Genomic DNA, 21,301 nt, shown 5'->3' with positions numbered 1-21,301 from the left:
GGAGACGCAACGAACATGTACGACAAATATTATCGGTTTACCGGTCGGCCGTTCCAGCTCACGCCTGATCCGCAATTCTATTTCGAGAGCGCGACGCACCGCAAGGCCATGTCCTATCTGGGCTACGGCCTGGCGCAGGGCGAGGGCTTCATCGTCATCACCGGCGATGTCGGCGCAGGCAAGACCACGCTCGTCGGCCATCTCATGGCGACGATCGATCCGCAGCGCCTGACGGCGGTCAAGGTCGTCTCGACGCAGGTCGAGGGCGACGACATGCTCCGCCTGACCGCGCAGGCCTTCGGCATCGCGACCGACAATGTCGAGAAGGCGCATGTGCTGAGCCGGGTCGAGGCGTTCCTGCATCATCAGGCCCGCGCCGGCCGCCGTACGCTGCTGATCGTCGATGAGGCACAAAATCTCGGCGCGACCGCGCTCGAAGAGCTGCGCATGCTCTCGAATTTCCAGCTTGGCGGCCAGTCGCTGCTGCAGATCTTCCTGCTCGGTCAGCCCGAGTTCCGCGATCGCATTTCGGGCGGTCAGGTGCTGGAGCAACTGCGCCAGCGTATCATCGCGACGCATCACCTTTCGCCGATGCAGCCCGAAGAAGTCGGGCCTTATATCGAGCATCGTCTCCGCGTCGTCGGCTGGGCGGGCAATCCGCGCTTCACGCCCGGCGCTTATGCGCTGCTGGCCCAGGCGAGCGGGTGCGTGCCGCGTCGCCTCAATGCGCTGGTGAGCCGCGTGCTGCTGCTTGGCGCCATCGACCAGCTCGACATCATCGACGAGCGCGTGGCCGAGGCGGTCGTGGCCGATCTCGGCGGTGACTTCGCCAATCCCGAGATCGAGAACGAGCCGGAAGCGCCGGAAGCCCGCGCCGGGAGCGACAGCCGGACCGACCGGGCCGATGTCGATCGTCTCCGCGCCCTGCAGGCCGAGGTGGAGGCGCTCAACGCCGCCGCGACGCGCGATGGAGACGAGCAGGATGATCGTCCTATCGGCGCCGCAGCAGGCCATGTTGCCGAACTCGAAGCCCGCCTCGCCAAGGCCGAGCAGCGTCTGGACGAGCAGGACGAAGTGCTTCGGCGTATTCTTTCAAAACTGATCGAATGGGTAGAGCGCGATTCGCGCAACGGCCCTTTTGCTAGTCGCGTGGCCTGAGAGCGCGCCGCGCGTACTCGAATCGAGGGAATGACCTGTGCTCAATGGCTTGTCTGTTGACATTGAGGATTGGTTTCAGGTTGGCGCGTTCGAGCGCGTCATCGATCGTGCCGCCTGGGACGGTTGCGAGAGCCGGGTCGAGCGCAACACGCAAGCCGTGCTGGATATGTTCGCGCAGGCGGGCGTGGTCGGCACGTTCTTCACCTTGGGCTGGGTCGCCGAGCGCCATCCGGCGCTGATCTGCCGGATCGTCGAGTCCGGGCACGAACTCGCCAGTCATGGCTATGATCACAAGCGCGTGTTCCTCATGGATGCGGACGAATTCCGCGCCGATCTCGCGAAAGCCCGCGACCTGCTGGAGCAGGCGGGCGGCGTGAAGGTCACCGGCTATCGCGCGCCGAGCTTTTCGATCGATCAGCGCACTCCCTGGGCCCATCCGGTCCTCGCCGAGGCGGGCTATACCTATTCGAGCAGTGTCGCGCCGATCGTGCATGATCATTATGGCTGGCCGCAGGCGCCACGCTTTTCCTTCTTGCCCGTCGCGGGCAGCGATCTCGTCGAATTGCCGGTGACGACCGCGCGGCTCGGCTCGCGCGTGCTGCCGGCCGGGGGCGGGGGCTTTTTCCGCCTGCTGCCTTATGGCCTGTCGCGCTGGGCACTCAAGCAGGTGACCGAGCAGGACGAGCGGCCCGCGATCCTCTATTTCCACCCGTGGGAGATAGATCCCGGCCAGCCGCGCGTGCCGAATGCGCCGCTGCGCTCGAAAGTACGGCACTACACCAATCTCGGCGCGATGGCGGGCAAGCTGGAGCGGCTGCTCGGCGATTTCCGCTGGGGACGGATCGACAGCTTCGTCGCCAATGAGCGCGCCCGCGCCGTCGCTTTCCCGGTCGTCCATTGAGACATTGGCCGGACATGGCAACCGACCTCCTCATCAGCCAGGTCGATCTCGAAGATGCGCAGAGCGTGGCGCAGATCGAGCAATGGGTCGTTGCGCATCCGGCGTCGACGCCGTTCCATCGCCCGGCCTGGATCAAGGCGGTCGCACGCGGCAATGGCCAGAGCGCGGAAATGCTGGTGGCGCGCGACGCGACCGGCGCGATTGCGGGCCTGCTTCCGCTCAATGTCATCCACAGCCCGCTCTTCGGCCGCGCGCTGGTCTCCTCCGGTTTCGCCGTCGATGGCGGTATCCTGGCGGAGAGCAAAGCGGTCGCCGATGCGCTGGCGGCGCGCGCGGTCAGCCTCGCCGCGAGCTGGTCCTGCCCGACAATCGAGCTGCGCGGCGGCGACAATCCGGGCGCGGGCTGGATCACCAAGGCCGACGCCTATCTCGGCTTCACCCGCCCGATCGCGGCCGATGACGAGGCTGAGCTGGAAGCCTGCCCGCGCAAGCATCGCGCCGAGGTCCGCAAGGGCCTCGCCAACGAACTCGACATCCGCTTCGGCTCGGACCAGAGCGTGCGCGATCCCTTCTACGCACTCTATTGCCGCACGGTGCATAATCTTGGCACGCCGGTTTTCCCCCGCGGGATGTTCGAGCAAGTGCTCGATGCGTTCGGCGATGCCGCCGAGATCGTGCTGGTCTCGAAGGATGGCGAGCCGTTGACGGCCGTCGCGGCGCTCTACCATGGCGGCAAGGTCATGCCCTATTGGGCCGGCGCCGATCGCAATGCGCGCCACGCCCGCTCCAACGAGATCGCCTATTTCGCGCTGACGCAGCGTGGCCGCGCGCGCGGCTGCCACACGTTCGATTTCGGCCGGTCGAAAGTCGGCACCGGCACGGCCAACTACAAGAAGAACTGGGGCTTCGAGCCAACGCCGCTCGCTTATCACATCCACGCCGCGCCGGGTCACGAGCCGCGCGACATCAATCCGCTCTCGCCGCAATATGCCCGCAAGGTCGCGCTGTGGAAGGCGCTGCCCAAAAGCGTGGCCGATCTGATCGGGCCCTGGATCGCGCGGGGCCTCGGCTGATGCCCGGCGCGCAGGGGGAAATCCTTTTCCTCGCTCATCGCATCCCCTGGCCGCCGGATCGGGGCGACAAGATCCGTTCGCACAACGAGCTGCGCGCCTTGGCGGCACTGGCCCCCGTGCATGTCGGCTGCTTCGCCGATGACGAACGGGACGAGAGCTTCGCTGCCGACATGGCGCAGATCAGCGCGACGCAGTGCGTCGTGCGCCGCCCCGGCAACAAACCGATGGCGGCGCTGCGCGGCCTCGCCCGGCAAGATCCGCTGTCCATCGCCTTGTTCGAGAGCGCGCAGATGCACGCTTATGTCCGCAAGACACTCGCCGAGCGACCGATCAGCACCGTGTTCGGCTTCTCCGGACAAGTGGCGCAATATGCGCAGGGATTGCCCGCCGACTGCCGCTTCATCATGGATTTCGTCGATATCGATTCCGCCAAGTTCACGGCCTATGGCGCGACCAAGGGCGGTCCGATGGGCTGGGTCCATCGCCGCGAGGGGCGCATTCTGGCCGACTATGAGCGAGCCGTGGCAATGCAGGCGGACGTCTCCCTGTTCGTGAGCGATGCCGAAGCCGGTCTGTTCCGGCAGACCAACGGTCTTCCCGCCGACCGCGTGCAGGCGCTCGAGAACGGCGTCGCGCTCGATTATTTCGCGCAAGAAGCGGCTTTTGCGCCCTTGTCGCCCGGAGAGCGCGGCACTGGACCGCTGATCGTCTTCACCGGGCAGATGGACTACCGCCCCAATGTCGAAGCGGTGATCGATTTCGCCGAGCGCAGCCTCCCGAAGATCCGCGCCGTACATGCCGACGCGCGCTTCGCCATCGTCGGCCGCAATCCGGCGCCGCCGGTGCGTGCGCTCTGTGGCACCGGCGGTGTGCTGGTGACCGGCGCGGTGGACGATGTCCGCCCCTGGCTCGCCGCTGCCGATGTAGTCGTCGCGCCGCTCCGCATCGCGCGCGGTATCCAGAACAAGATCCTTGAGGCCATGGCGATGGCGAAACCCGTCGTCGCTTCAGGCGAAGCAGCGGAAGGCATCGATGCGACCGATGGCCGCGATCTGATCGTCGCCCCCACGCCCGAAGCCGAAGCGGACCTCGTCATTTCCCTGCTTTCCGATCCCGCCGGTGCCGCCGCGATCGGCGCCGCAGCGCGCGTCCGCGTTGAGCAGCGCTACAGCTGGGCAGCGGCCATGGCACCGCTCGCCTCTCTGTTGTCCGGCGATCGTTCGCCCGCACGGGCGGCATGAACGCCGTCCCGGTCTCGCGGCCGAACCTCTATCATCTGGTCCTGCGCGAAGCGACGGGCTGGCGGGAGTCGCTCGTCCGGCTGGGCCTGCTCGCCGCGCTCTACCTGATGCTCTTCCATGCCGATCTGGCCGATCTGGTCCGGGTCTGGACGAACAGCACGCCCTACAGCCACTGCATCTTCCTGCCCGCGATCATCTTCTGGATGGTCTGGCAGCGTCGCGCAGGACTGGCACAGCTGACGCCGCAAGGCTGGTGGCTCGGCCTCGTCTGGCTCGGCGTCGGCGCCTTCGCCTGGCTGCTCGGCTGGGCTGCCGGCGTGGCGCTGTTCCGCCATGCCGCGCTCGTCATCATGGCGCAGGGGCTGGTGCTCTCGGCGCTCGGCCCCGCGGTCGGTCGCGCGCTGGCATTCCCGATCTTCTATGCCTTCTTCATGATTCCGGTCGGCACCGAGGCCGAGCCAACTTTGCAGATCGTGACCGCAAAAATGGCGATCCATCTGCTCTGGCTGGCCGGCGTGCCCGCCGAGATCAGCGGCATCTTCATCAGCACGCCAAACGGCTATTTCCGCGTGGCCGAGGCGTGCAGCGGCACCGGCTTCCTCATCGCCATGGCCGCCTTCGCGACGCTCGTCGCGCATCTTTGCTTCAAGAGCATGACAAGGCGGGCTTTGTTCATTGGCAGCGCGCTGATCTTCTGCCTGCTTGCCAACGGCGTGCGCGCCTTCGGCATCATCCTCATCGCCTATCACAGCAGCGTGGCTTCGGCCGTCGTGGTCGATCATGTGCTTTACGGCTGGCTGTTCTTCGCGCTCGTGATCATGGCAATGCTCGCCATCGGCTTTCCTTTCTATGATCGCTCGCCGTTCGAGCAGTGGTTCGATCCTGCACGTCTGCAAGGCGCGGCGGATCGGCGCGGCATTGGCTGGGGCCTGATGCTGGCAGCGGCGGTGATCATGGTCGCGCCGATGAGCTGGTCGGCCGCGTCCCGCGCACTCGCGCAGCCCTTGCCGGCCGAAGCCATCGCGCCGGCGGTTCCGGGCTGGCACCGGCTCCCGATCTCGGCCGCACCCTATTGGGAGCCCTTCTTCACCGGGGCCGATGGTCTGTACGTCATCCCATATGGTGACGGCGCGGACCGCCTCGTCGATCTCGCCATCGTGCGCTTCGCTTATCAGGCCGAGGGCAAGGAGCTGGTCGGTTTCGGTCAGGGCGCCGCCGCGCCGGACGGGGAGGGCGACTGGACCTGGGCCGCGCCTGCGGCAAGCGCGCCGCGTCATGCCCGTGGCGAGATCATCCAGGGTCCGCATGGCGAGCGGCGGCTTGTCTACAGCTTCTATCGCGTCGGCGGCGTTCTCACGGGCCAAGCCGGCCGCGTGAAGCTGGAGACGCTGAAGGTCCGCCTGCTCGGCCGCGACCAGCGCGCGGCAGCCATTCTCGTCAGCGCCCCGATATCCGAAGGGCCGGACGGTGAGGCGCACGCGGCACAGGCGCTTGCCGATTTCCTGACCGCGCTCGGCCCCATCGAAGATTTGGCTGACCGCAGCCTCGCGATCCGCTAGGCGCAGCGGCGATGTGCGGCATAGCAGGCATTTTCTTCGTCGAGACCGGCAAGCCCGTGGACGAAGCGCGCGTCCGCGCGATGCTCGCGCCGATGGAGCATCGCGGCCCTGACGGCTCGGGCGTGTGGAGCGCCACCGGCGTCGGCCTCGGCCATCTGCGCCTCTCGATCATCGACCTCGGCGGTGGCGCCCAACCCATGGCGACACCGGAGGGCGATGTCGTCATCACCTTCAATGGCGAGATCTACAATTTCGGCGCGCTGCGGGCGGAGCTGGAAGCCAGGGGCCATGTCTTCCGTACTAACAGCGATACCGAAGTCATCCTGCATGGCTGGCGCCAATGGGGCGAGGGCGTGGTCGATCGGCTGCACGGCATGTTCGCCTTCGCGCTGTACGATCAGCGCACCCAGTCGCTCTGGCTGGCGCGCGACCGCTTCGGCGTGAAGCCGCTGCATTATGCGACCCTGGCCGATGGCAGCCTCATCTTCGCGTCGGAGTTGAAGGGCTTGCTCGCCCATCCGGGCCTGCGCCGCGTACCGGACCTGACGGCGATCGAGGATTATCTGGCCTACGGCTACGTGCCGGACGACACGTCGATCGTGAAGGGCGTCAAGAAGCTCGGTGCGGGCGAGACCCTGCTCGCCATTCGTGGCCGCCCGCTGCCGCCGCCGCGCCGCTATTGGGACATCAGCTTCTCCGATCGCGAGCGCGGCAAGCAGGAGGATCTGGAGGACGAGCTTCTCGGCCGCCTGCGCGAGGCCGTGCGCTCGCGCATGGTTGCGGACGTGCCGCTCGGCGCATTCCTCTCCGGCGGCGTGGACAGCAGCACCGTCGTCGCCTTGATGGCCGAGGCGAGCAGCCAGCCGGTCAAGACCTGCACGATCGGCTTCGACGTCGCTGCGCTGGACGAGACCGACTATGCCGAGCGGATCGCGCGCCGTTTCGCCACCGATCATCGCACGCGCGTCGTCTCGCCGGATGATTTCGGCCTGATGGACAAGCTCGTAGACCATTTTGACGAGCCGTTCGCCGACGCTTCTGCTCTGCCGACCTTCCGGGTCTGCGAGCTGGCGCGCGAGACGGTGACGGTCGCGCTCTCGGGCGATGGCGCGGACGAGGGCTTTGCCGGCTATCGGCGCCATCTCTTTCAGCATCGCGAGGAAATGATCCGCGGCCTCGTGCCCGCACCTCTGCGGCGTGGCGTGTTCGGCACGCTCGGCGCCATCTATCCCAAGGCCGACTGGGCGCCGCGCTTCCTGCGCGCCAAGACGACCCTGCTCGGCCTCGCGGCTGATGCGGGCGAGGCCTATGCGACCTCGGTCGGCATCACCACCGGAGCGCAGCGCGCCGCGATCTTCACTGATCTCGCCAGGCAGGGCCTCAATGGCCACCGCGCCGAGGACCGCTATGTCGCCGCGATGCGCGACGCGCCCGCCCGTGACCCGATCGACCGCGCGCAATATGCCGATCTCAAGATCTGGCTGCCCGGCGACATCCTGACCAAGACCGACCGCATGAGCATGGCCGTGAGCCTGGAAGCGCGCGAGCCGCTGCTCGATCACCGCCTCATCGAGTTCGCCGCGCGCCTGCCAGTGCGCCAGCGCATCCATGGCCGCTCGGGCAAATATCTCCTCAAGAAGACGATGGAGGACATGCTGCCGATGGATATCCTCTATCGCCAGAAGATGGGCTTCTCGACGCCGGTCAGCCAGTGGTTCCGCGGCGCGCTGGCGGGAGAGGCGAGGGCGATCGCCGGCGGCTCGGCACTGGCGCGGACCGAATGGTTCGACATGCGTCGCATCGCCCGCATCGCCGAGGCGCATCGCAACGGCACGTCGGACCACGGCCGCCTGCTCTGGCAGCTTGTGATGCTCGACAAGTCACTGACGCGGCTCTTCAATCTCGGCTAAGCGGCGTCGCCTTCAGGGATAGTCCGCCCGCATGAAATAGAGCCCGTCAGGTGGCGCATTATAGCCGAGCGCAGCGCGATCCCTGGCCTCCAGCGCGGCCTTCATGTCGTCCGCCGACCATGTCCCCATCCCGACCAGCGCGAGGCAACCGACCATCGATCGGACCTGATGATGCAGGAAGCTGCGCGCCTGCGCATGCACCGTGATCCGCTCGCCCGCCTGCACCACGTCGAGCCGGTCGAGCGTGCGCAGCGGACTGTCGGCCTGGCAGTGCGCCGAACGGAAGGTCGTGAAGTCGTGGCGGCCGACGAGATGCCGCGCCGCCGCCTGCATGGCTTCGCCGTCGAGGATATGCGGCACGCGCCAGATGAGGCCCGCTTCCATCGTGAGCGGCGCGCGGCGCGTGAGGATGCGATATTCATAGGCGCGGGCGATGCACGAGAATCGCGCATGCCAGTCATCGTCCACCGTCTCGCAAGCGAGGATCGCGATCGGCTCGGGCCGCAGATGCGCATTGAGCGCTTCCATCAGTCGGAAGGGGGTGATCGCCTTGTCGAGATCGACATGCGCGCGCATGCCGAGCGCATGGACCCCCGCGTCGGTTCGTCCCGCGCAATGGATGACGGGCACTGCGCCGACGATGCGCCCCAGCGCCTCCTCGATATGCTGCTGCACGCTCGGCCCATGCGCCTGCCGCTGCCAACCCATATAGGGCCGCCCGTCATACTCGACCGTGAAAGCAAAGCGAGTCATTCCAGCCGCGTGCCGGCGGGGATCGGGAAGCCGCGCAGCAGCTCGGCCGCACTCATTGCGCCCTTGCCGGCGCGCTGGACCAATGTGGGGCGTAGCGCGCCTTGATCGCCGCAGCCGATGAGCACGGCATCGTCCAACACGACGCCGGCCTCGCCGGGGCGCTCTTCTACGCTCGCGGCCAAGATCTTGATCCGCTCCTCGCCGATGCTCGTCCAGGCACCCGGTGCCGGATTGAACGCACGCACCTGCCGCTCCGCCTCGACCGGCCCGGCAGCGAAATCGATCCGACTTTCGGCCTTGTCGATCTTGGCGGCGTAAGTGACGCCCTCTTCGGGCTGCACGACCGGCGGATAGGCGCCGATATTGCCCAGCACCTGCACCATCAGCGCCGCGCCGCTCCTCGCCAACTCGTCGGTCAGTTCCCCCGCCGTCTTGCCGTCGACAGGTGTGCGGACCGTTGCCAGCATCGGCCCGGTGTCCAGCCCCTTGGCCATTGCCATGATCGTGACGCCGGTCTCATCGTCCCCCGCGAGGATCGCGCGCTGGATCGGTGCCGCACCGCGCCAGCGGGGCAGGAGCGAGGCATGGACGTTGAGCGAGCCCAGGCGCGGCGCATGCAGCACCGGCAGCGGCAGGATGAGCCCATAGGCCGCAACCACCGCCGCATCGGCCTCCAGAGCGTCGAACGCGATCTGCTCCGCCTCGTCGCGCAGGGTCAGCGGCGAGCGCACGGGCAAGCCAAGCGCCTCCGCGCGCGCCTGCACAGGGCTGGGGCGCGGCGCCTTGCCGCGTCCGGCCGGGCGCGGCGGCTGGGTATAGACGGCGACGATCTCGTGACCCGCCGCGACGAGCGCATCGAGCGTTGGCACCGCGAAATCCGGCGTGCCCATGAAGATGATCCGCATGCCGGCTTCTGAAACGCTTGTAAGGCGCGAGTGCAAGCCCTTATTTGGCATCCATGTCCTCACCCGAGATCGATGCGCTCACCCAGGCGCTGGCCCGCCTGCCCGGCCTTGGCCCGCGCTCGGCGCGTCGGGCGGTGCTGCATCTGCTCCAGCGGCGCGATACGGCGCTGGTGCCGCTGCTCCGCGCCCTGGAAAGCGTGCAGGAGCGAATGGTGCATTGTTCCATCTGCGGGAATGTCGATACGATCGATCCCTGCGGCATCTGTGCCGATCCGCGCCGGGATGGGCGCGCGCTCTGTGTGGTCGAGGATGTGGCGGATCTCTGGGCGCTGGAGAAATCGCGGCTGTTCCCCGGCCGCTTCCATGTGCTGGGCGGGCGGCTGTCCGCGCTGGACGGCGTGCGGCCGGAGGATCTCGCCATCGCGCCGCTCGTTCAGCGGGTCGCGGCCGGCGGGATCGACGAGGTCGTGCTGGCGATGAATGCCACGCTCGAAGGGCAGACCACCGCGCACTACATCGCCGAGCGCCTGGAGAGCTATCCGGTGCGCCTGACCCAGCTGGCCCATGGCGTGCCGGTCGGCGGAGAACTCGATTATCTCGACGAGGGGACGCTGGCGCAGGCGCTGCGGGCCCGTCGGCCGATCGGATAGGGAAGCAGACCGATCCGGCGCCACGCCGCAAGGGAAGGGCGTGGCGCCGGGGGCCCGTGCATCAGTGAGCCGATGCCAGAGCCGTGCCCTCGGGGTTGCGCTTCGCGGTGATCTTGAAGGTCGCGCCATTGGCGATCCACTGCTCGCGGGTGTGGCAGGTCTTGCGCGGAGCGGCGAAACCGGTCGTTTCCTCCGTCACGCAATAGACGGTGCTTCCTGCGCGGTCCTTCACTTCGACGCGGAGCGGCTTGCCTTCGTCGGGAGCCGCCATGGCGGGGACGGAAACAGCGGCAAGAGCTGCGACCAGAAGGGCGATGGGGGTCTTTGCGAACGTCATTTCCTCACTCCTGAATTCTCACTTGGGGGCACAGCCAACCGGCTGACGACTGTACTACTGCACTATCCATGCCAAACAGCTAAAACATTGAATTTCAGCCATTTCATTGAAAATCTACAAACGTAGATGTTGGCATCTCGCGCCAAGGCTTGGGATGTCATGCCAAACATTGCGAATTTTCCGCGCGCGGTTCTCAAATGATCCGCGCCTCTTTTTGCCGATGGCTCTGATCGGAACAAAGCGCCAACGGAGGTGCTTGATCTTGGGCGGCTCTCGCCATATCTCCACGCCATGGCCATCCGTCCCATCATCGAGACTCCCGATCCGCGGCTGCGGACCATTTCGACGCCGGTAGAGGCGATCGACGACGAGCTGCAGACGCTGATCGATGACATGTTCGAGACGATGTACGACGCGCCGGGCATAGGGCTGGCGGCGATCCAGGTCGGCGTGCCCAAGCGCGTCCTCGTAATCGATCTGCAGGAGCCGGAGTCGGACGAGGAAGACGCGCCGCCCGTCAAGCGGCCCCTGGTGTTCATCAATCCGCAGATCGTCGATGCCTCGCCGGAACTGTCCATCTATAATGAGGGCTGTCTGTCCGTCCCCGATCAATATGCCGAGGTGGAGCGCCCCGCGCGCATCCGCGCGAGCTGGATGGACCGGCAGGGTCGCATCCATGAGGAAGAGCTGGACGAGCTTCTGTCCACCTGCCTCCAGCATGAGATGGACCATCTCGAAGGCATTCTCTTCATCGATCATCTCTCGCGCCTTAAGCGCGATATGTTGCTCAAGAAGCTGGCAAAGAGCCGCAAGGCCGCCTGACGTTACGGAAGCCGGGCAATTTCGGGGTGCTTCGCTTGTCGGTGCGCCGCCTTCATTTATGTGTTCTTTCGCACACAGCCATTTGTCTTGAACAATATTTTCGAATTCTGTCCCAAAAACGACACAAGCTATCTTGAACGAATCAACTTTGTTTGAGTAGTCATCTGCCTGTGTGGGTAGGGGCCTCGGCCCCAGTGGGGTGTCAGGGGCATGATGAAAGCGCGACGTCGTTCGTGGCGCCGGTCACTGGTGGCAGCATCGTCGCTGCTCGTGATCGGTCTGGTTTCGGGTGAACTGGAGAGCGGAGCGCTGGCTCAGGGGGGAGCGGGTAGCGCTCCACCGGCCGCCAATGGTGTCGGCTCGAATTTCGAGCTGGTTTTCTGGCAATCGATCATGGCGAGCGAGGATCGCGCGCAGTTCGAGGCTTATCTCACGCAATATCCGCAGGGTACGTTCAGCGCGCTTGCCCGCGTGAAGATCGCCTCGCTCACCAGGCCCGGCGAGGCGCCCGCGCCTGTCGCACCCGCCGCGCCTGTGCAGGCACAGGCAGCGCCTCCCGCACCGGCGGCGACTCCGCATCCGGCACCGGCTATGCCGTCCGGCAACCTTGCGCCATTCCCCGGCCTGGCAGAGGTTCCCGCGCCGATGGCACCGGCGGCGCCCGTCAATGCCCTGCCCGCGCCGGCTCAGGCCGTTCCCGGCGCCGTTATCGCCAGTGCCCAACCGGCGCCGGCGCCGGCGACCGCGCCCGTTGCGGCGCCGCCCGCGATGGCGGCTGCCGTGCCCGGTGCGCAGCCCGCGGTCCTGACAAGCGCTGCGCCCCTGCCGGCGAGCGCTGTCGTGGCCGCACCCGCAGCGCCGGCTACACCGCCGTCTCTGCTCACGCGCCTCGCGGCATACTCGTCTCAGGGCGTGGCGGCGCCGGCAATCGCCGCTGCTCCCGCGGTCGCGACAACGCCGCAGCTCGCGGCGATGCCGGCGATCGAACTTCCGGCGCAATTCTGTTCCGCGGAGCAGCGCAACCAGTTCCATCAGGCGACCTATGTGCCGACGGTCAAGATCGCTGATGACAACAACAAAGCGGCGATCGCCTATCTCGACCAGCTACAGGCGACGTATGACGCGCGCGTGAAGGACCGGGACATCAACGGCGCCAATGCCGTCGCCAGGGATGCCGGGGCGTTCCGCCCGCTCGCGGAACAGGCCTATGCCGCCCGCAGCGCGTTGCTCGGTCTGTTCGACCGGATGATGGCCGTGCCCATCGCCAATTGTCAGCCCGCGAAATGAGGTCGGTCATGAAGCGCAATGCCACGCTCTGCCTGCTGCCGCTCGCCGCCATGGCTGCGAGTCCGGTGCAGAGCGCCACCACCTGCTGGGACGATGATGCGGTCGGCGCCGCGCGCGTCATGGAGTTTCAGATCGCCATGATGATCGCCACCCTGCGTTGCACGGCCCTGAACATGAATATGGAGGCCGATTTCAAGCGGTTCGCGGACAATAACAAGACCGTGCTCAAGGAGGCAGATACGCGGCTCAAGAAGCAGTTCGGCGGCACCGGAAAGGCGAGCCATATCGTCTATCAGAACTATCAGACGAGGGTCAGCAACCAGCACAGCAACCGCGACAGCACGATCCAGACCTGCACATTGTTCCGCGAAGTCGCGTCCGAGCTCGGCAAGTCGGAAACAAGCGCGGCGACCGTCGTGAGCTTCGCCAACGCGCTCGTGCCAGAACCGTGGATCGACGGGACGCGCTGCGTCCAGACCGCCGGCACGAAATAGCGTCCTGCGCGGGCGTCTTGCCCGCCAGCCGCTCCGGGGGTAGTCTCACACCGTTTCGGGTGGGGCATGTGGGCCATGAGCGAGACGATCCACGATGGCATAGTAGGCAGCGGCTTCCAGTTCGCGTCCGGCGGCGCCGTGGGCCGTGCCGACAATCCCTATCCCGCCTCGACCCTGCTGCTTCAGCAGCCGCATCTGCGCGCTAGGGGCATCGATCTCGATGCGCTGGTGCCGGGCTGGTTCGTAGGTACGATCAACGTCGTCCTGCCTTACGGGCTCGTCCTGGCCAAGGCGGACATGACGGCCGACCTGCTCGACTGGACGAGCGATCTAGGCGATCCCAAGGCGCACATCCCGCCGGAAAGCTTTTCCTTCGTCCACGGCACGCTTCATCACGGAGGCGCCCGCTATCCCGGGTTGATCTACTATCCGCATCCGGAAACGAAGCCGTCAGTCAATGCCCATCACTATGATGTGATGGAAGTGATCGCGCCTCCGGTAGCCGGACTGCGCCGCGGTGATCCTGTCGCGATCGCCTGCCGCGCCAGCGCCTTCGTACCGCGCGGCGGCTGAAGTTCTCAGTTCGGATCGAGCTGGTGCAGGATCAGCGAATTCCCGTCCGGATCGAAGATCGGCATCATCCGGCAATGCGGCCCCTTGATCATCTCCGCCGAACCGAGCCGCACGCCATCTTCGCGCAGCCTTGCGGTCAGCGTGTCGATATCGTCCACTTCCAGCGCGATCACGCCGCCGGCGCTCGCGCCGGGTTGATGATTGGGCATGACGGTGGTGATGGCAAAGCAGCCGCCTTCGGGCAGGTCATATTCGACCCAGGGACTTTGCTCCCCCGCGCTGCTCGTGAGGCCGAGCGCGCCTTCATAGAAGGCGCGCGCCTGGGCCATGTCCTTGACCGGGTAGAGCGTGAAGGCGACTTTGCGGATCAACTTCGCGCTCCCTGCGGTGTCCCTGTCAGCGTTGCGCTACCGGGACGTAGGGCCGCTGGGCCGGGCCAGTATAGAGCTGGCGCGGACGGCCGATCTTCTGCTCTGGGTCGGAGATCATTTCGTTCCAGTGCGCGACCCAGCCCACGGTGCGGGCGAGGGCGAAGAGCACGGTGAACATGTCGGTCGGGAAGCCGATCGCCGAGAGGATGATGCCCGAATAGAAGTCGACGTTCGGGAACAGCTTCTTCTCGCGGAAATAATCGTCGTGCAGCGCCATGTCCTCGAGCTGCAGGGCGACGTCGAAGATCGGGTCGTTGACCTTCAGCGCGCTCAGCACCTCGCGGACGGTCTTCTGCATCACCGTCGCGCGCGGGTCGTAGTTCTTGTAGACGCGATGGCCGAAGCCCATCAGGCGGAACGGATCGTCCTTGTTCTTGGCGCGGGCGATATAGGCCGGGATGCGCTCGGGCGTGCCGATCTCGCGCAGCATGTTGAGCGCGGCTTCGTTGGCGCCGCCATGCGCCGGGCCCCAGAGGCAGGCGATGCCGGCCGCGATGCACGCGAACGGATTGGCGCCCGACGAGCCTGCAAGACGCACAGTTGAGGTCGAGGCGTTCTGCTCATGGTCGGCGTGCAGGATGAAGATCCGGTCCAGCGCCTGTTCGATCACCGGATTGACCTCATATTCCTCGGCGGGGACCGAGAAGGTCATGCGCAGGAAATTGCCGGTGTAGCTCAGGTCGTTGCGCGGATAGACGAAGGGCTGACCGATCGAATATTTATAGGCCATCGCCGCCAGCGTCGGCATCTTGGCGATCAGGCGATGGCTTGCGATCATGCGCTGCTGCGGATCGGTGATGTCCGTCGAGTCATGATAGAAGGCTGAGAGCGCGCCCACGACGCCGCACATGATGGCCATCGGGTGCGCGTCGCGACGGAAGCCGCGATAGAATTGCGAGAGCTGCTCATGCACCATCGTGTGGCGGGTGATGGTGTTGTTGAAGCCGTCCAGCTCGTCCTTGGAGGGCAGGCTGCCGCGCAGCAGCAGATAGGCGACTTCCATGAAGCTGGATTTTTCCGAGAGCTCCTCGATCGAATAGCCGCGATGCAGCAGCACGCCCTCGTCGCCGTCGATATAGGTGAGCGCGGAATCGCAGCTCGCCGTCGAGGTGAAGCCGGGATCGTAGGTGAACATGCCCGTTTGGGCATAGAGCTTGCGGATATCGATGACCTTGGGGCCGACCGAGCCTGAGAGCGCCTTCAATTCCAGCTCTTTGCTATCGGTCGTCAGCTTGACTGTGTCGCTCATTCCAAAACCCCTTGTTGCTTCAATTCGCGCCCGAAAACAGTCCGGTATGGCTTACGCTTGAGCCTGATCCCCCAGGCGCCCAAGCGTTTCATCCCGTCCAAGGTGATAAAGCACGTCGAAAATCCCGGGCGATGTGGTTCGCCCGGTCAATGCGGCGCGCAGCGGCTGTGCCACCTTGCCGAGACCAAGACCGGCATCCTCCGCCACGGTCCTGATCGCGGTCTCGATGCCCTCGAGCGTCCATTCCGGGATCGCCGCGAGGGTATCTGCCACGGTCTTGAGCAGGGTCCGTGCATCCCCGTCTAGCAACTTTGCCGCAGCCTCGTCGACAGGAATCGGCCGGGTGGCGAAGAGGAAGGCGGCGCCATCGGCCAGCTCCAGCACGGTTTTCGCGCGGGGCTGGAGAGCGGGCATGATCGCGGTCAGCAGGTGCAGCCGTTCGGTAGCTTCATTGCCGCCCAGCGGCGGCATGCGCTCGGCCACCAGCGCGGCGAGACGGGCCGGCTCGGCCTCGCGGATATAATGTGCGTTCAGGCTCTCCAGCTTCTTGATGTCGAAGCGCGAGGGCGAGCGGCCGACGCCCGGCAGATCGAACCACTCGATCGCCTGATCATGGCTGATGATCTCCGCGTCGCCATGACCCCAGCCGAGCCGCAGCAGATAATTGAAGACGGCCTCGGGCAGCATGCCGAGCTCGTCCCGATAGGCATCGACGCCGGTCGCGCCGTGCCGCTTGGACATCTTGGCCCCGTCCGTGCCGAGGATCATCGGGATATGGGCATAGACCGGTTCCGGCCAGCCCATCGCCTTGATGATGCCGAGCTGGCGGAACGCATTGTTGAGATGATCGTCGCCGCGGATGACATGGGTCACGCCCATGTCGTGATCGTCGACCACCACGGCCAGCATATAGGTCGGCGTGCCGTCCGAGCGGAGCAGGATCATGTCGTCCAGCTCGGCATTCTGCACGACCACGCGGCCCTGCACGGCATCCTCGATGGCCGTCTCGCCCTCGCGCGCCGCTTTCAGGCGGATGACGAAGGGCTTGTCGCCGCCCTCGGCCGGATCGCGGTCGCGCCAGCGCCCGTCATAGCGCATCGGCTGCTTGGCGGCGCGCTGCGCCTCGCGCAGTTCGGCCAGCTCCTCTGGCGTAGCGAAGCATTTATAGGCGTGGCCGGCCGCCAGCATCTGGTTGGCGACTTCGGCATGGCGCCCGGCGCGGGCGAACTGGAAGACCGGCTCCTCGTCCCCGGCAAGGCCGAGCCAGCTCAGCCCGTCGAAGATCGCTGCGATGGCCGGCTCGGTCGATCGGGCGCGGTCCGTATCCTCGATGCGCAGCAGGAACTTGCCGCCATGATGCCGGGCGAACAGATAATTGAACAGCGCCGTGCGGGCGCCGCCAATGTGCAGATAGCCCGTGGGCGAGGGAGCGAAGCGGGTGACGACCTTGTCCGTTGTTTTCAGTCCGTCCGTCACGCTAAGTTCTGCTCCAGGGGAAGGGGGTCAACAGTTGAACGAGCACGCCCCTAGCACGGCTTTTTCGCTCCGACAAATCTCGCTGTTGCGCCGCAGCAAGGGGGCGGCGGGCGGCTGGTTAGTTCACATCGAAACTTGGCTGGAAAGCGAGCGGGCGCAACTGCCGCTCTGGGCGCCGATCGCGCTGGGAGCAGGGATTTGCGCGTGGTTTGCCTTGCCGAATCCGTATTACTGGATCGGTTGGACGGTGGGCTGGCTGGGCATCGCGCTCGGCCTCGGCGTGCTCGCGCGGGGCGGCCGGCTGGCGCATGTCCTCGCCATCGGCGCGGTGCTGCTGGCAGCGGGCTGCCTGCTGGTCTGGGCCAAGGCGATTCTCGTCGGCGCGCCGCCACTCGCCCGCCCGGCGGTAGTCGAAATGCAGGCCCTCGTGCGCAGTGCCGATCCGCTGGCGGCGCGCGGGTTGATCCGGCTCGATCTGTCGCCGGTCGAGCGCCCGGACTTGCCCACACGCGTCCGGGTCAATGCCGAGCCGGATCAGGTGCCGCAGGGGCTCACCTCCGGCGATCTCGTCTCCGTCCGCGCTCGCCTCATGCCGCCCGCGCCGGCTGCCTTGCCCGGCGGCTATGATTATGCCCAACGCGCCTATTTCGAGGGGCTCGGCGCCAGCGGACGCGCCCTCGGCCGGGTCGAGCGCTTGCGCGCGAGCGGGGAGGGGCCAGGCTTGCGCCGCCGCCTCGGCGATCATGTCGCCTCGCGCCTCTCCGGAGGCGAAGGCGCCATCGCCGTCACCCTCGCGACCGGCGACCAGACCGGCATCAGCGAGGCGGATGCCGAGGCCATGCGCCGCAGCGGTCTCGCGCATCTGCTCTCGATCAGCGGGCTCCACGTTTCGGCGCTCATCGGCGCCGTCATCTTCCTCGTCTATCGGCTGCCGGCGCTGTCGCCCCGGCTGGCGCTGCACTGGCCGATCCTGCTCATCGCGGCTTGCGCGGGAGCGGCCGCCGGCATCGGCTACACCTTGCTCACCGGCGCGCAAGTGCCGACCGTGCGCTCCTGCATCGCCGCTCTGCTGGTCATCAGCGGACTCGCGCTCGGCCGCGAAGCCATCAGCCTGCGCCTCATCGCGACGGGCGCCTTGTTCGTGATGCTGTTCTGGCCCGAGGCCGTGGTCGGCCCCAGCTTCCAGATGAGCTTCGCCGCCGTCACCGCCATCGTCGCTTTCTATGAGCATCCGCGCGCCCGCGCTTTCTTCGAACGGCGGGAGGAGGGGATCGTCCGCCGCTTCCTGCGCCATGCCGCGGTGCTGCTGGCGACCGGCCTCATCGTCGAACTGGCGCTGATGCCGATCGCCTTCGCGCATTTCCATCGCGCCGGCATGCTCGGCGCGATCGCGAACATGGTCGCCATCCCGCTCACCAGCTTCGTCGTCATGCCGGCCGAGGCGATCGCGCTGCTGCTCGACACATTCGGGCTTGGCGCCCCGGCCTGGTGGGTGGTCGGGCTGGCGCTCCGCCTGCTGCTTGGCCTTGCCCATCTGGTAGCGAGCCAACCTTATGCCACGATGGGCGCCGCAGCCACCACCAGCGACGCGGCGTTCGCCCTGACGATGCTCGCCATCCTCTGGATGATGCTGTGGCGCGGCCGGATACGCTGGCTCGGCGCGCCCGTCGCGGTCGCGGGACTGATCGTTACCTTGCTGGCCCCGGTGCCGGATATCCTCGTGACGTCCGACGGCCGCCATGTCGCGCTGCGCATGCCCGATGGCCGCATGGCGCTCCTGCGTGAACGGGCAGGGGACTATGTGCGCACGACTCTGGCCGAGGCTGCGGCCTATGAAGGCGAGTTCGCCCCGCTGGCCGAGACCGATACCGCCCGATGCTCCGATGACGTCTGCACGGTCGAACTGCCGACTGCGTCCGGAAAGCCGCTGCACCTGCTGGTGACGCGCAGCAATCTGCGCCTCCCCTGGCAGGCCATCACGGATGCCTGCGCCCGCGCCGACATCGTCATTGCCGACCGCCGCATGCCGCGCGGCTGCGCCCCGCGCTGGCTCAAGCTCGATCGGCCTGCGCTCAGCGCCATGGGCGGCGCAATCCTGCTGATCGACGCGCGCAAAGTAATCGGCGGCCGCGACGCGCGCGACCGCCACCCCTGGATCATGGCGGCACAGGGCAGTGCGTCGCCGATCCGGAGTCCTTAATCAACCCGATCTGGGAGGAACAACCTAACTTGTGCTCCTGCGAAGGCAGGAGCCCAGGGCGTCCGAGCGCAGTTCTATCCGGCCTTGGGCTCCTGCCTTCGCAGGAGCACTGCCCAACTTGACCGAACCGCCTCGAAGCCCTCAATTATATCGCCGCAGCAGCCCCGCAAGCCGGCCCTGAATCCGCACCTGACCCGCATCATAGACTTGCGGCTCATAGTCGCGATTGGCCGGGTCGAGCCGGACCTTGCGGCCTTCGGGCTGGAAATATTTGAGCGTCGCTTCCGCCTCGTCGATCAGCGCGACCACGATCTGGCCGGCGCGCGCCGTCTCGGCGCGCTGGATCAGCGCATAGTCGCCATCGAAGATGCCGGCCTCGATCATCGAGTCACCGGAGACTTCCAGCGCATAATGATCGCCCGTGCCAAGCAATGCAGCCGGGACGGAGAGCATCGTTTGCCCTTCCATGGCCTCGATCGGCACGCCGGCCGCGATGCGGCCATGCAGAGGAATCTCGATCACGTCGTTTGCGGCAATCGGCGTCGCGCGGGCCGGAACGGACGGCGCGGGCTTGCGCAGCGGCACGACATCGGCGCTCGGCGTCGGGCGAAGCGCGGCAGGCGCCATGCCGTCGGGCAGCTTCACGATTTCCAGCGCGCGCGCCCGGTTGGGCAGGCGGCGGATGAAGCCGCGCTCTTCCAGCGCGCTGATGAGGCGATGAATGCCCGACTTGGACTTGAGATCGAGCGCATCCTTCATCTCCTCGAAGCTCGGCGAAACGCCGCCCTTGTCGAGATGAAGCTTGATGTAGCTGAGCAGTTGCTGTTGCTTGGCGGTCAACATGACGAACCCCGCTGGAATGGAACGGACGGAGAACGTTTAGGCAACGAATCGGGGCAAGTCAAGCAGAGCGTGATTATCCCCTTCCCATACGTACTTTTCCCTGCTATAAAAGGGGCATGAGTAAGAAGCCCCAAACTATCGCGCAGTTTTTCAAGCAGTTTCCGGATGACGAAGCTTGCCTGCGTCACCTTTTCGAAATCCGTTTCGGACAGGGCTTCGAATGCCCCTCGTGCGGCCGCGCCTCCAAGTGGTTCCGCATCAAGGCGGAGCGTGCCTATTCCTGCCAGTTCTGCGGCCATCATCTGCACCCGACTGTCGGTACGCCATTCGAGCAGACCCGCACCCCGCTCCAGATGTGGTTCTATGCGATCTTCCTGTTCACGACAACGCGCAACGGCGTCGCGGCCAAGGAACTACAGCGCCAGCTCGGTGTGACCTACAAGACGGCGTGGCGCATGGCGCACTTGATCCGCGAGCATATGGCTGACGTTGATGGCGAGGCACCGCTTGGCGGCCCGTTCAAGACTGTCGAAGTGGACGAAACCTATATCGGGGGCGTCGAGCATGGCGCGGGCACCGGCAGCAAGAGCAACAAGACGGCGATCATGGGCATGGTCGAACGGGACGGCTCGCTGATTACCAAGGTCATTCCCAATCGCCGCAAAAGCACTCTGCAGCACCACGTCATTGAGAACGTGAAGCCCTACACGGAAGTCCATACCGACGACTTCGTGAGCTACAGCGGCCTTGAACTGACGAAGGGCCGCTATTGGCACAAGACCGTCAATCACAGCGCCGGGGAATACGTCACCAAATCGGGTGTTTCGACGAACAGCATTGAGGGCTTTTGGTCGCAGCTAAAGCGGACGATCAGCGGCACTCACATTCACGTGAGCGGCAAGCACTTGTGGAAGTATGCGAAGGAAGCTGAGTATCGTTTCAATCGTCGGACGCGGCAGAGCGAGATGCTTTCGGAGCTACTTTCGACGTTTGGGCCATTGAAGTCACAACGCGATTGAAAGCGTCAGGGTTTCCCTGTTCCGCTTGGTGTTCCTTGAGGAACTGCGACATTTTGCCCTGTTCCCGAGCTTCCTTGAGGTTGGTCATCCAATTTCTCCAAGATCGAGCGAATATCTGCTGTTTGCCCAGCAACGGCGGCCCTCAAATCACTGACCTGATCGGAGATGCGTTCCACTCGCTCATTAGATTTATCAAATCTATCATCGATACGGTTCAACATGAAAATGAACATACCTGCCAGGGCAGCTGTGAACAATGCGGCCAGCCCGTTCAATAATGCGACGTTCCAGCGCAAATCAGGGAGAGTTAACTTCATGGGGCCATCCCCCCCCTTCCACTTTCGTGAAGTGGCGGCTTGGGCGGAGGTTTGCGCCCCCTAAAATAGGTATTCCCTTGGACGTCGTAAATGCCCGTATCGA

21 protein-coding genes are annotated in these 21,301 nt (G+C 65.9%); 13 read left to right on the top strand and 8 right to left on the bottom strand.

The annotated features are described in order from the left end of the window. Window positions 1-15: 15 nt before the first annotated feature. Genes KM135_RS04970 through KM135_RS04945 form a run of 6 tightly spaced genes read left to right on the top strand, consistent with a single transcriptional unit; the run spans window position 16 to window position 7,842 of the window. A complete protein-coding gene (locus tag KM135_RS04970; protein WP_221712861.1) occupies window positions 16-1,158 on the top strand; it encodes an XrtA/PEP-CTERM system-associated ATPase in 1,143 nt (380 codons plus the stop codon). 37 nt (window positions 1,159-1,195) lie between these two features. Continuing rightward, on the top strand, window positions 1,196-2,059 hold the full coding sequence (locus KM135_RS04965) for an XrtA system polysaccharide deacetylase (protein WP_221712860.1): 864 nt from the start codon (window positions 1,196-1,198) through the stop codon (window positions 2,057-2,059). A gap of 14 nt (window positions 2,060-2,073) precedes the next feature. Beyond that, the gene (locus tag KM135_RS04960) at window positions 2,074-3,132 is read left to right on the top strand and encodes a FemAB family XrtA/PEP-CTERM system-associated protein (protein ID WP_221712859.1); all 1,059 of its coding nucleotides are present in this window, start codon (window positions 2,074-2,076) and stop codon (window positions 3,130-3,132) included. Beyond that, on the top strand, window positions 3,132-4,373 hold the full coding sequence (locus KM135_RS04955) for a TIGR03087 family PEP-CTERM/XrtA system glycosyltransferase (RefSeq protein WP_221712858.1): 1,242 nt from the start codon (window positions 3,132-3,134) through the stop codon (window positions 4,371-4,373). Before KM135_RS04960 ends, KM135_RS04955 begins: the two co-directional genes overlap by 1 nt. After that, window positions 4,370-5,932, top strand: a complete 1,563-nt coding sequence (gene xrtA, locus KM135_RS04950) for an exosortase A (protein WP_221712857.1) — start codon at window positions 4,370-4,372, stop codon at window positions 5,930-5,932. The genes KM135_RS04955 and xrtA overlap by 4 nt, the downstream gene beginning before the upstream one ends. Before the next feature lie 11 nt (window positions 5,933-5,943). Beyond that, the gene (locus tag KM135_RS04945) at window positions 5,944-7,842 is read left to right on the top strand and encodes an XrtA/PEP-CTERM system amidotransferase (protein ID WP_221712856.1); all 1,899 of its coding nucleotides are present in this window, start codon (window positions 5,944-5,946) and stop codon (window positions 7,840-7,842) included. Between the two features lie 12 nt (window positions 7,843-7,854). On the opposite strand, the gene truA is transcribed toward KM135_RS04945, so the two are convergent. After that, window positions 7,855-8,595 carry a tRNA pseudouridine(38-40) synthase TruA gene (gene truA / locus KM135_RS04940; protein ID WP_221712855.1) on the bottom strand — a complete coding sequence of 247 codons (741 nt, stop codon included), beginning with the start codon at window positions 8,593-8,595 and terminating at the stop codon, window positions 7,855-7,857. Beyond that, window positions 8,592-9,500, bottom strand: coding sequence for a methionyl-tRNA formyltransferase (gene fmt, locus KM135_RS04935; RefSeq protein ID WP_221712854.1), 909 nt, complete (start codon window positions 9,498-9,500; stop codon window positions 8,592-8,594). Before fmt ends, truA begins: the two co-directional genes overlap by 4 nt. Before the next feature lie 53 nt (window positions 9,501-9,553). Between fmt and recR the strand changes: the two genes are divergently transcribed. Continuing rightward, on the top strand, window positions 9,554-10,150 hold the full coding sequence (gene recR / locus KM135_RS04930) for a recombination mediator RecR (protein WP_221712853.1): 597 nt from the start codon (window positions 9,554-9,556) through the stop codon (window positions 10,148-10,150). A 61-nt stretch (window positions 10,151-10,211) separates the two neighbouring features. Here the strand turns inward: recR and KM135_RS04925 are convergent, their stop codons facing one another. Continuing rightward, window positions 10,212-10,487, bottom strand: coding sequence for a hypothetical protein (locus tag KM135_RS04925; RefSeq protein WP_221712852.1), 276 nt, complete (start codon window positions 10,485-10,487; stop codon window positions 10,212-10,214). Window positions 10,488-10,778: 291 nt separating this feature from the next. On the opposite strand from KM135_RS04925, the gene def reads away from it, so the two are divergent. From def to KM135_RS04905, 4 genes are all read left to right on the top strand, one after another. Further along, window positions 10,779-11,309, top strand: a complete 531-nt coding sequence (def, locus tag KM135_RS04920; RefSeq protein WP_221712851.1) for a peptide deformylase — start codon at window positions 10,779-10,781, stop codon at window positions 11,307-11,309. 249 nt (window positions 11,310-11,558) lie between these two features. Beyond that, window positions 11,559-12,596 carry a hypothetical protein gene (locus KM135_RS04915; RefSeq protein WP_221712850.1) on the top strand — a complete coding sequence of 346 codons (1,038 nt, stop codon included), beginning with the start codon at window positions 11,559-11,561 and terminating at the stop codon, window positions 12,594-12,596. Between the two features lie 8 nt (window positions 12,597-12,604). Then, a complete protein-coding gene (locus tag KM135_RS04910; RefSeq protein ID WP_221712849.1) occupies window positions 12,605-13,090 on the top strand; it encodes a hypothetical protein in 486 nt (161 codons plus the stop codon). Window positions 13,091-13,165: 75 nt separating this feature from the next. Then, on the top strand, window positions 13,166-13,663 hold the full coding sequence (locus KM135_RS04905) for a hypothetical protein (protein WP_221712848.1): 498 nt from the start codon (window positions 13,166-13,168) through the stop codon (window positions 13,661-13,663). Between the two features lie 5 nt (window positions 13,664-13,668). On the opposite strand, the gene KM135_RS04900 is transcribed toward KM135_RS04905, so the two are convergent. Genes KM135_RS04900 through gltX form a run of 3 tightly spaced genes read right to left on the bottom strand, consistent with a single transcriptional unit; the run spans window position 13,669 to window position 16,819 of the window. Further along, window positions 13,669-14,034, bottom strand: a complete 366-nt coding sequence (locus tag KM135_RS04900; RefSeq protein WP_221712847.1) for a VOC family protein — start codon at window positions 14,032-14,034, stop codon at window positions 13,669-13,671. A gap of 25 nt (window positions 14,035-14,059) precedes the next feature. Next, window positions 14,060-15,343 carry a citrate synthase gene (locus KM135_RS04895; protein ID WP_221712846.1) on the bottom strand — a complete coding sequence of 428 codons (1,284 nt, stop codon included), beginning with the start codon at window positions 15,341-15,343 and terminating at the stop codon, window positions 14,060-14,062. 51 nt (window positions 15,344-15,394) lie between these two features. Then, the gene (gene gltX / locus KM135_RS04890; RefSeq protein ID WP_343228149.1) at window positions 15,395-16,819 is read right to left on the bottom strand and encodes a glutamate--tRNA ligase; all 1,425 of its coding nucleotides are present in this window, start codon (window positions 16,817-16,819) and stop codon (window positions 15,395-15,397) included. A gap of 214 nt (window positions 16,820-17,033) precedes the next feature. On the opposite strand from gltX, the gene KM135_RS04885 reads away from it, so the two are divergent. Next, window positions 17,034-19,019: a ComEC/Rec2 family competence protein gene (locus KM135_RS04885; RefSeq protein WP_246605745.1), complete on the top strand. Its 1,986-nt coding sequence runs from the start codon at window positions 17,034-17,036 to the stop codon at window positions 19,017-19,019. Window positions 19,020-19,160: 141 nt separating this feature from the next. Here the strand turns inward: KM135_RS04885 and lexA are convergent, their stop codons facing one another. Beyond that, window positions 19,161-19,862, bottom strand: a complete 702-nt coding sequence (gene lexA, locus KM135_RS04880) for a transcriptional repressor LexA (RefSeq protein WP_221712845.1) — start codon at window positions 19,860-19,862, stop codon at window positions 19,161-19,163. Between the two features lie 116 nt (window positions 19,863-19,978). Between lexA and KM135_RS04875 the strand changes: the two genes are divergently transcribed. Then, the gene (locus KM135_RS04875; protein ID WP_246605744.1) at window positions 19,979-20,881 is read left to right on the top strand and encodes an IS1595 family transposase; all 903 of its coding nucleotides are present in this window, start codon (window positions 19,979-19,981) and stop codon (window positions 20,879-20,881) included. A 5-nt stretch (window positions 20,882-20,886) separates the two neighbouring features. Here KM135_RS04875 and KM135_RS04870 read toward each other — a convergent pair whose 3' ends face one another. Next, window positions 20,887-21,198 (bottom strand): hypothetical protein, encoded by a 312-nt coding sequence (locus tag KM135_RS04870; RefSeq protein WP_221712844.1) that lies wholly within the window; start codon window positions 21,196-21,198, stop codon window positions 20,887-20,889. Between the last annotated feature and the right edge of the window lie 103 nt (window positions 21,199-21,301).

This window comes from Sphingobium xanthum (assembly GCF_019737615.1).
Classification (GTDB): Bacteria; Pseudomonadota; Alphaproteobacteria; order Sphingomonadales; family Sphingomonadaceae; genus Sphingobium; species Sphingobium xanthum.
Note: the sequence above shows the minus strand (reverse complement) of the source record. Positions and strands in the feature narration are given on the sequence as shown.

Bases quoted from the DNA above. Each gene is read 5' to 3' on its own strand.
- truA (WP_221712855.1), bottom strand. From the start codon at position 8,595: ATGACTCGCTTTGCTTTCACGGTCGAGTATGACGGGCGGCCCTATATG.
- KM135_RS04905 (WP_221712848.1), top strand. From the start codon at position 13,166: ATGAGCGAGACGATCCACGATGGCATAGTAGGCAGCGGCTTCCAGTTC.
- KM135_RS04960 (WP_221712859.1), top strand. From the start codon at position 2,074: ATGGCAACCGACCTCCTCATCAGCCAGGTCGATCTCGAAGATGCGCAG.
- KM135_RS04870 (WP_221712844.1), bottom strand. From the start codon at position 21,198: ATGAAGTTAACTCTCCCTGATTTGCGCTGGAACGTCGCATTATTGAAC.
- KM135_RS04875 (WP_246605744.1), top strand. From the start codon at position 19,979: ATGAGTAAGAAGCCCCAAACTATCGCGCAGTTTTTCAAGCAGTTTCCG.
- def (WP_221712851.1), top strand. From the start codon at position 10,779: ATGGCCATCCGTCCCATCATCGAGACTCCCGATCCGCGGCTGCGGACC.
- xrtA (WP_221712857.1), top strand. From the start codon at position 4,370: ATGAACGCCGTCCCGGTCTCGCGGCCGAACCTCTATCATCTGGTCCTG.
- KM135_RS04945 (WP_221712856.1), top strand. From the start codon at position 5,944: ATGTGCGGCATAGCAGGCATTTTCTTCGTCGAGACCGGCAAGCCCGTG.
- KM135_RS04910 (WP_221712849.1), top strand. From the start codon at position 12,605: ATGAAGCGCAATGCCACGCTCTGCCTGCTGCCGCTCGCCGCCATGGCT.
- KM135_RS04955 (WP_221712858.1), top strand. From the start codon at position 3,132: ATGCCCGGCGCGCAGGGGGAAATCCTTTTCCTCGCTCATCGCATCCCC.
- fmt (WP_221712854.1), bottom strand. From the start codon at position 9,500: ATGCGGATCATCTTCATGGGCACGCCGGATTTCGCGGTGCCAACGCTC.
- recR (WP_221712853.1), top strand. From the start codon at position 9,554: ATGTCCTCACCCGAGATCGATGCGCTCACCCAGGCGCTGGCCCGCCTG.
- lexA (WP_221712845.1), bottom strand. From the start codon at position 19,862: ATGTTGACCGCCAAGCAACAGCAACTGCTCAGCTACATCAAGCTTCAT.
- KM135_RS04925 (WP_221712852.1), bottom strand. From the start codon at position 10,487: ATGACGTTCGCAAAGACCCCCATCGCCCTTCTGGTCGCAGCTCTTGCC.
- KM135_RS04970 (WP_221712861.1), top strand. From the start codon at position 16: ATGTACGACAAATATTATCGGTTTACCGGTCGGCCGTTCCAGCTCACG.
- KM135_RS04895 (WP_221712846.1), bottom strand. From the start codon at position 15,343: ATGAGCGACACAGTCAAGCTGACGACCGATAGCAAAGAGCTGGAATTG.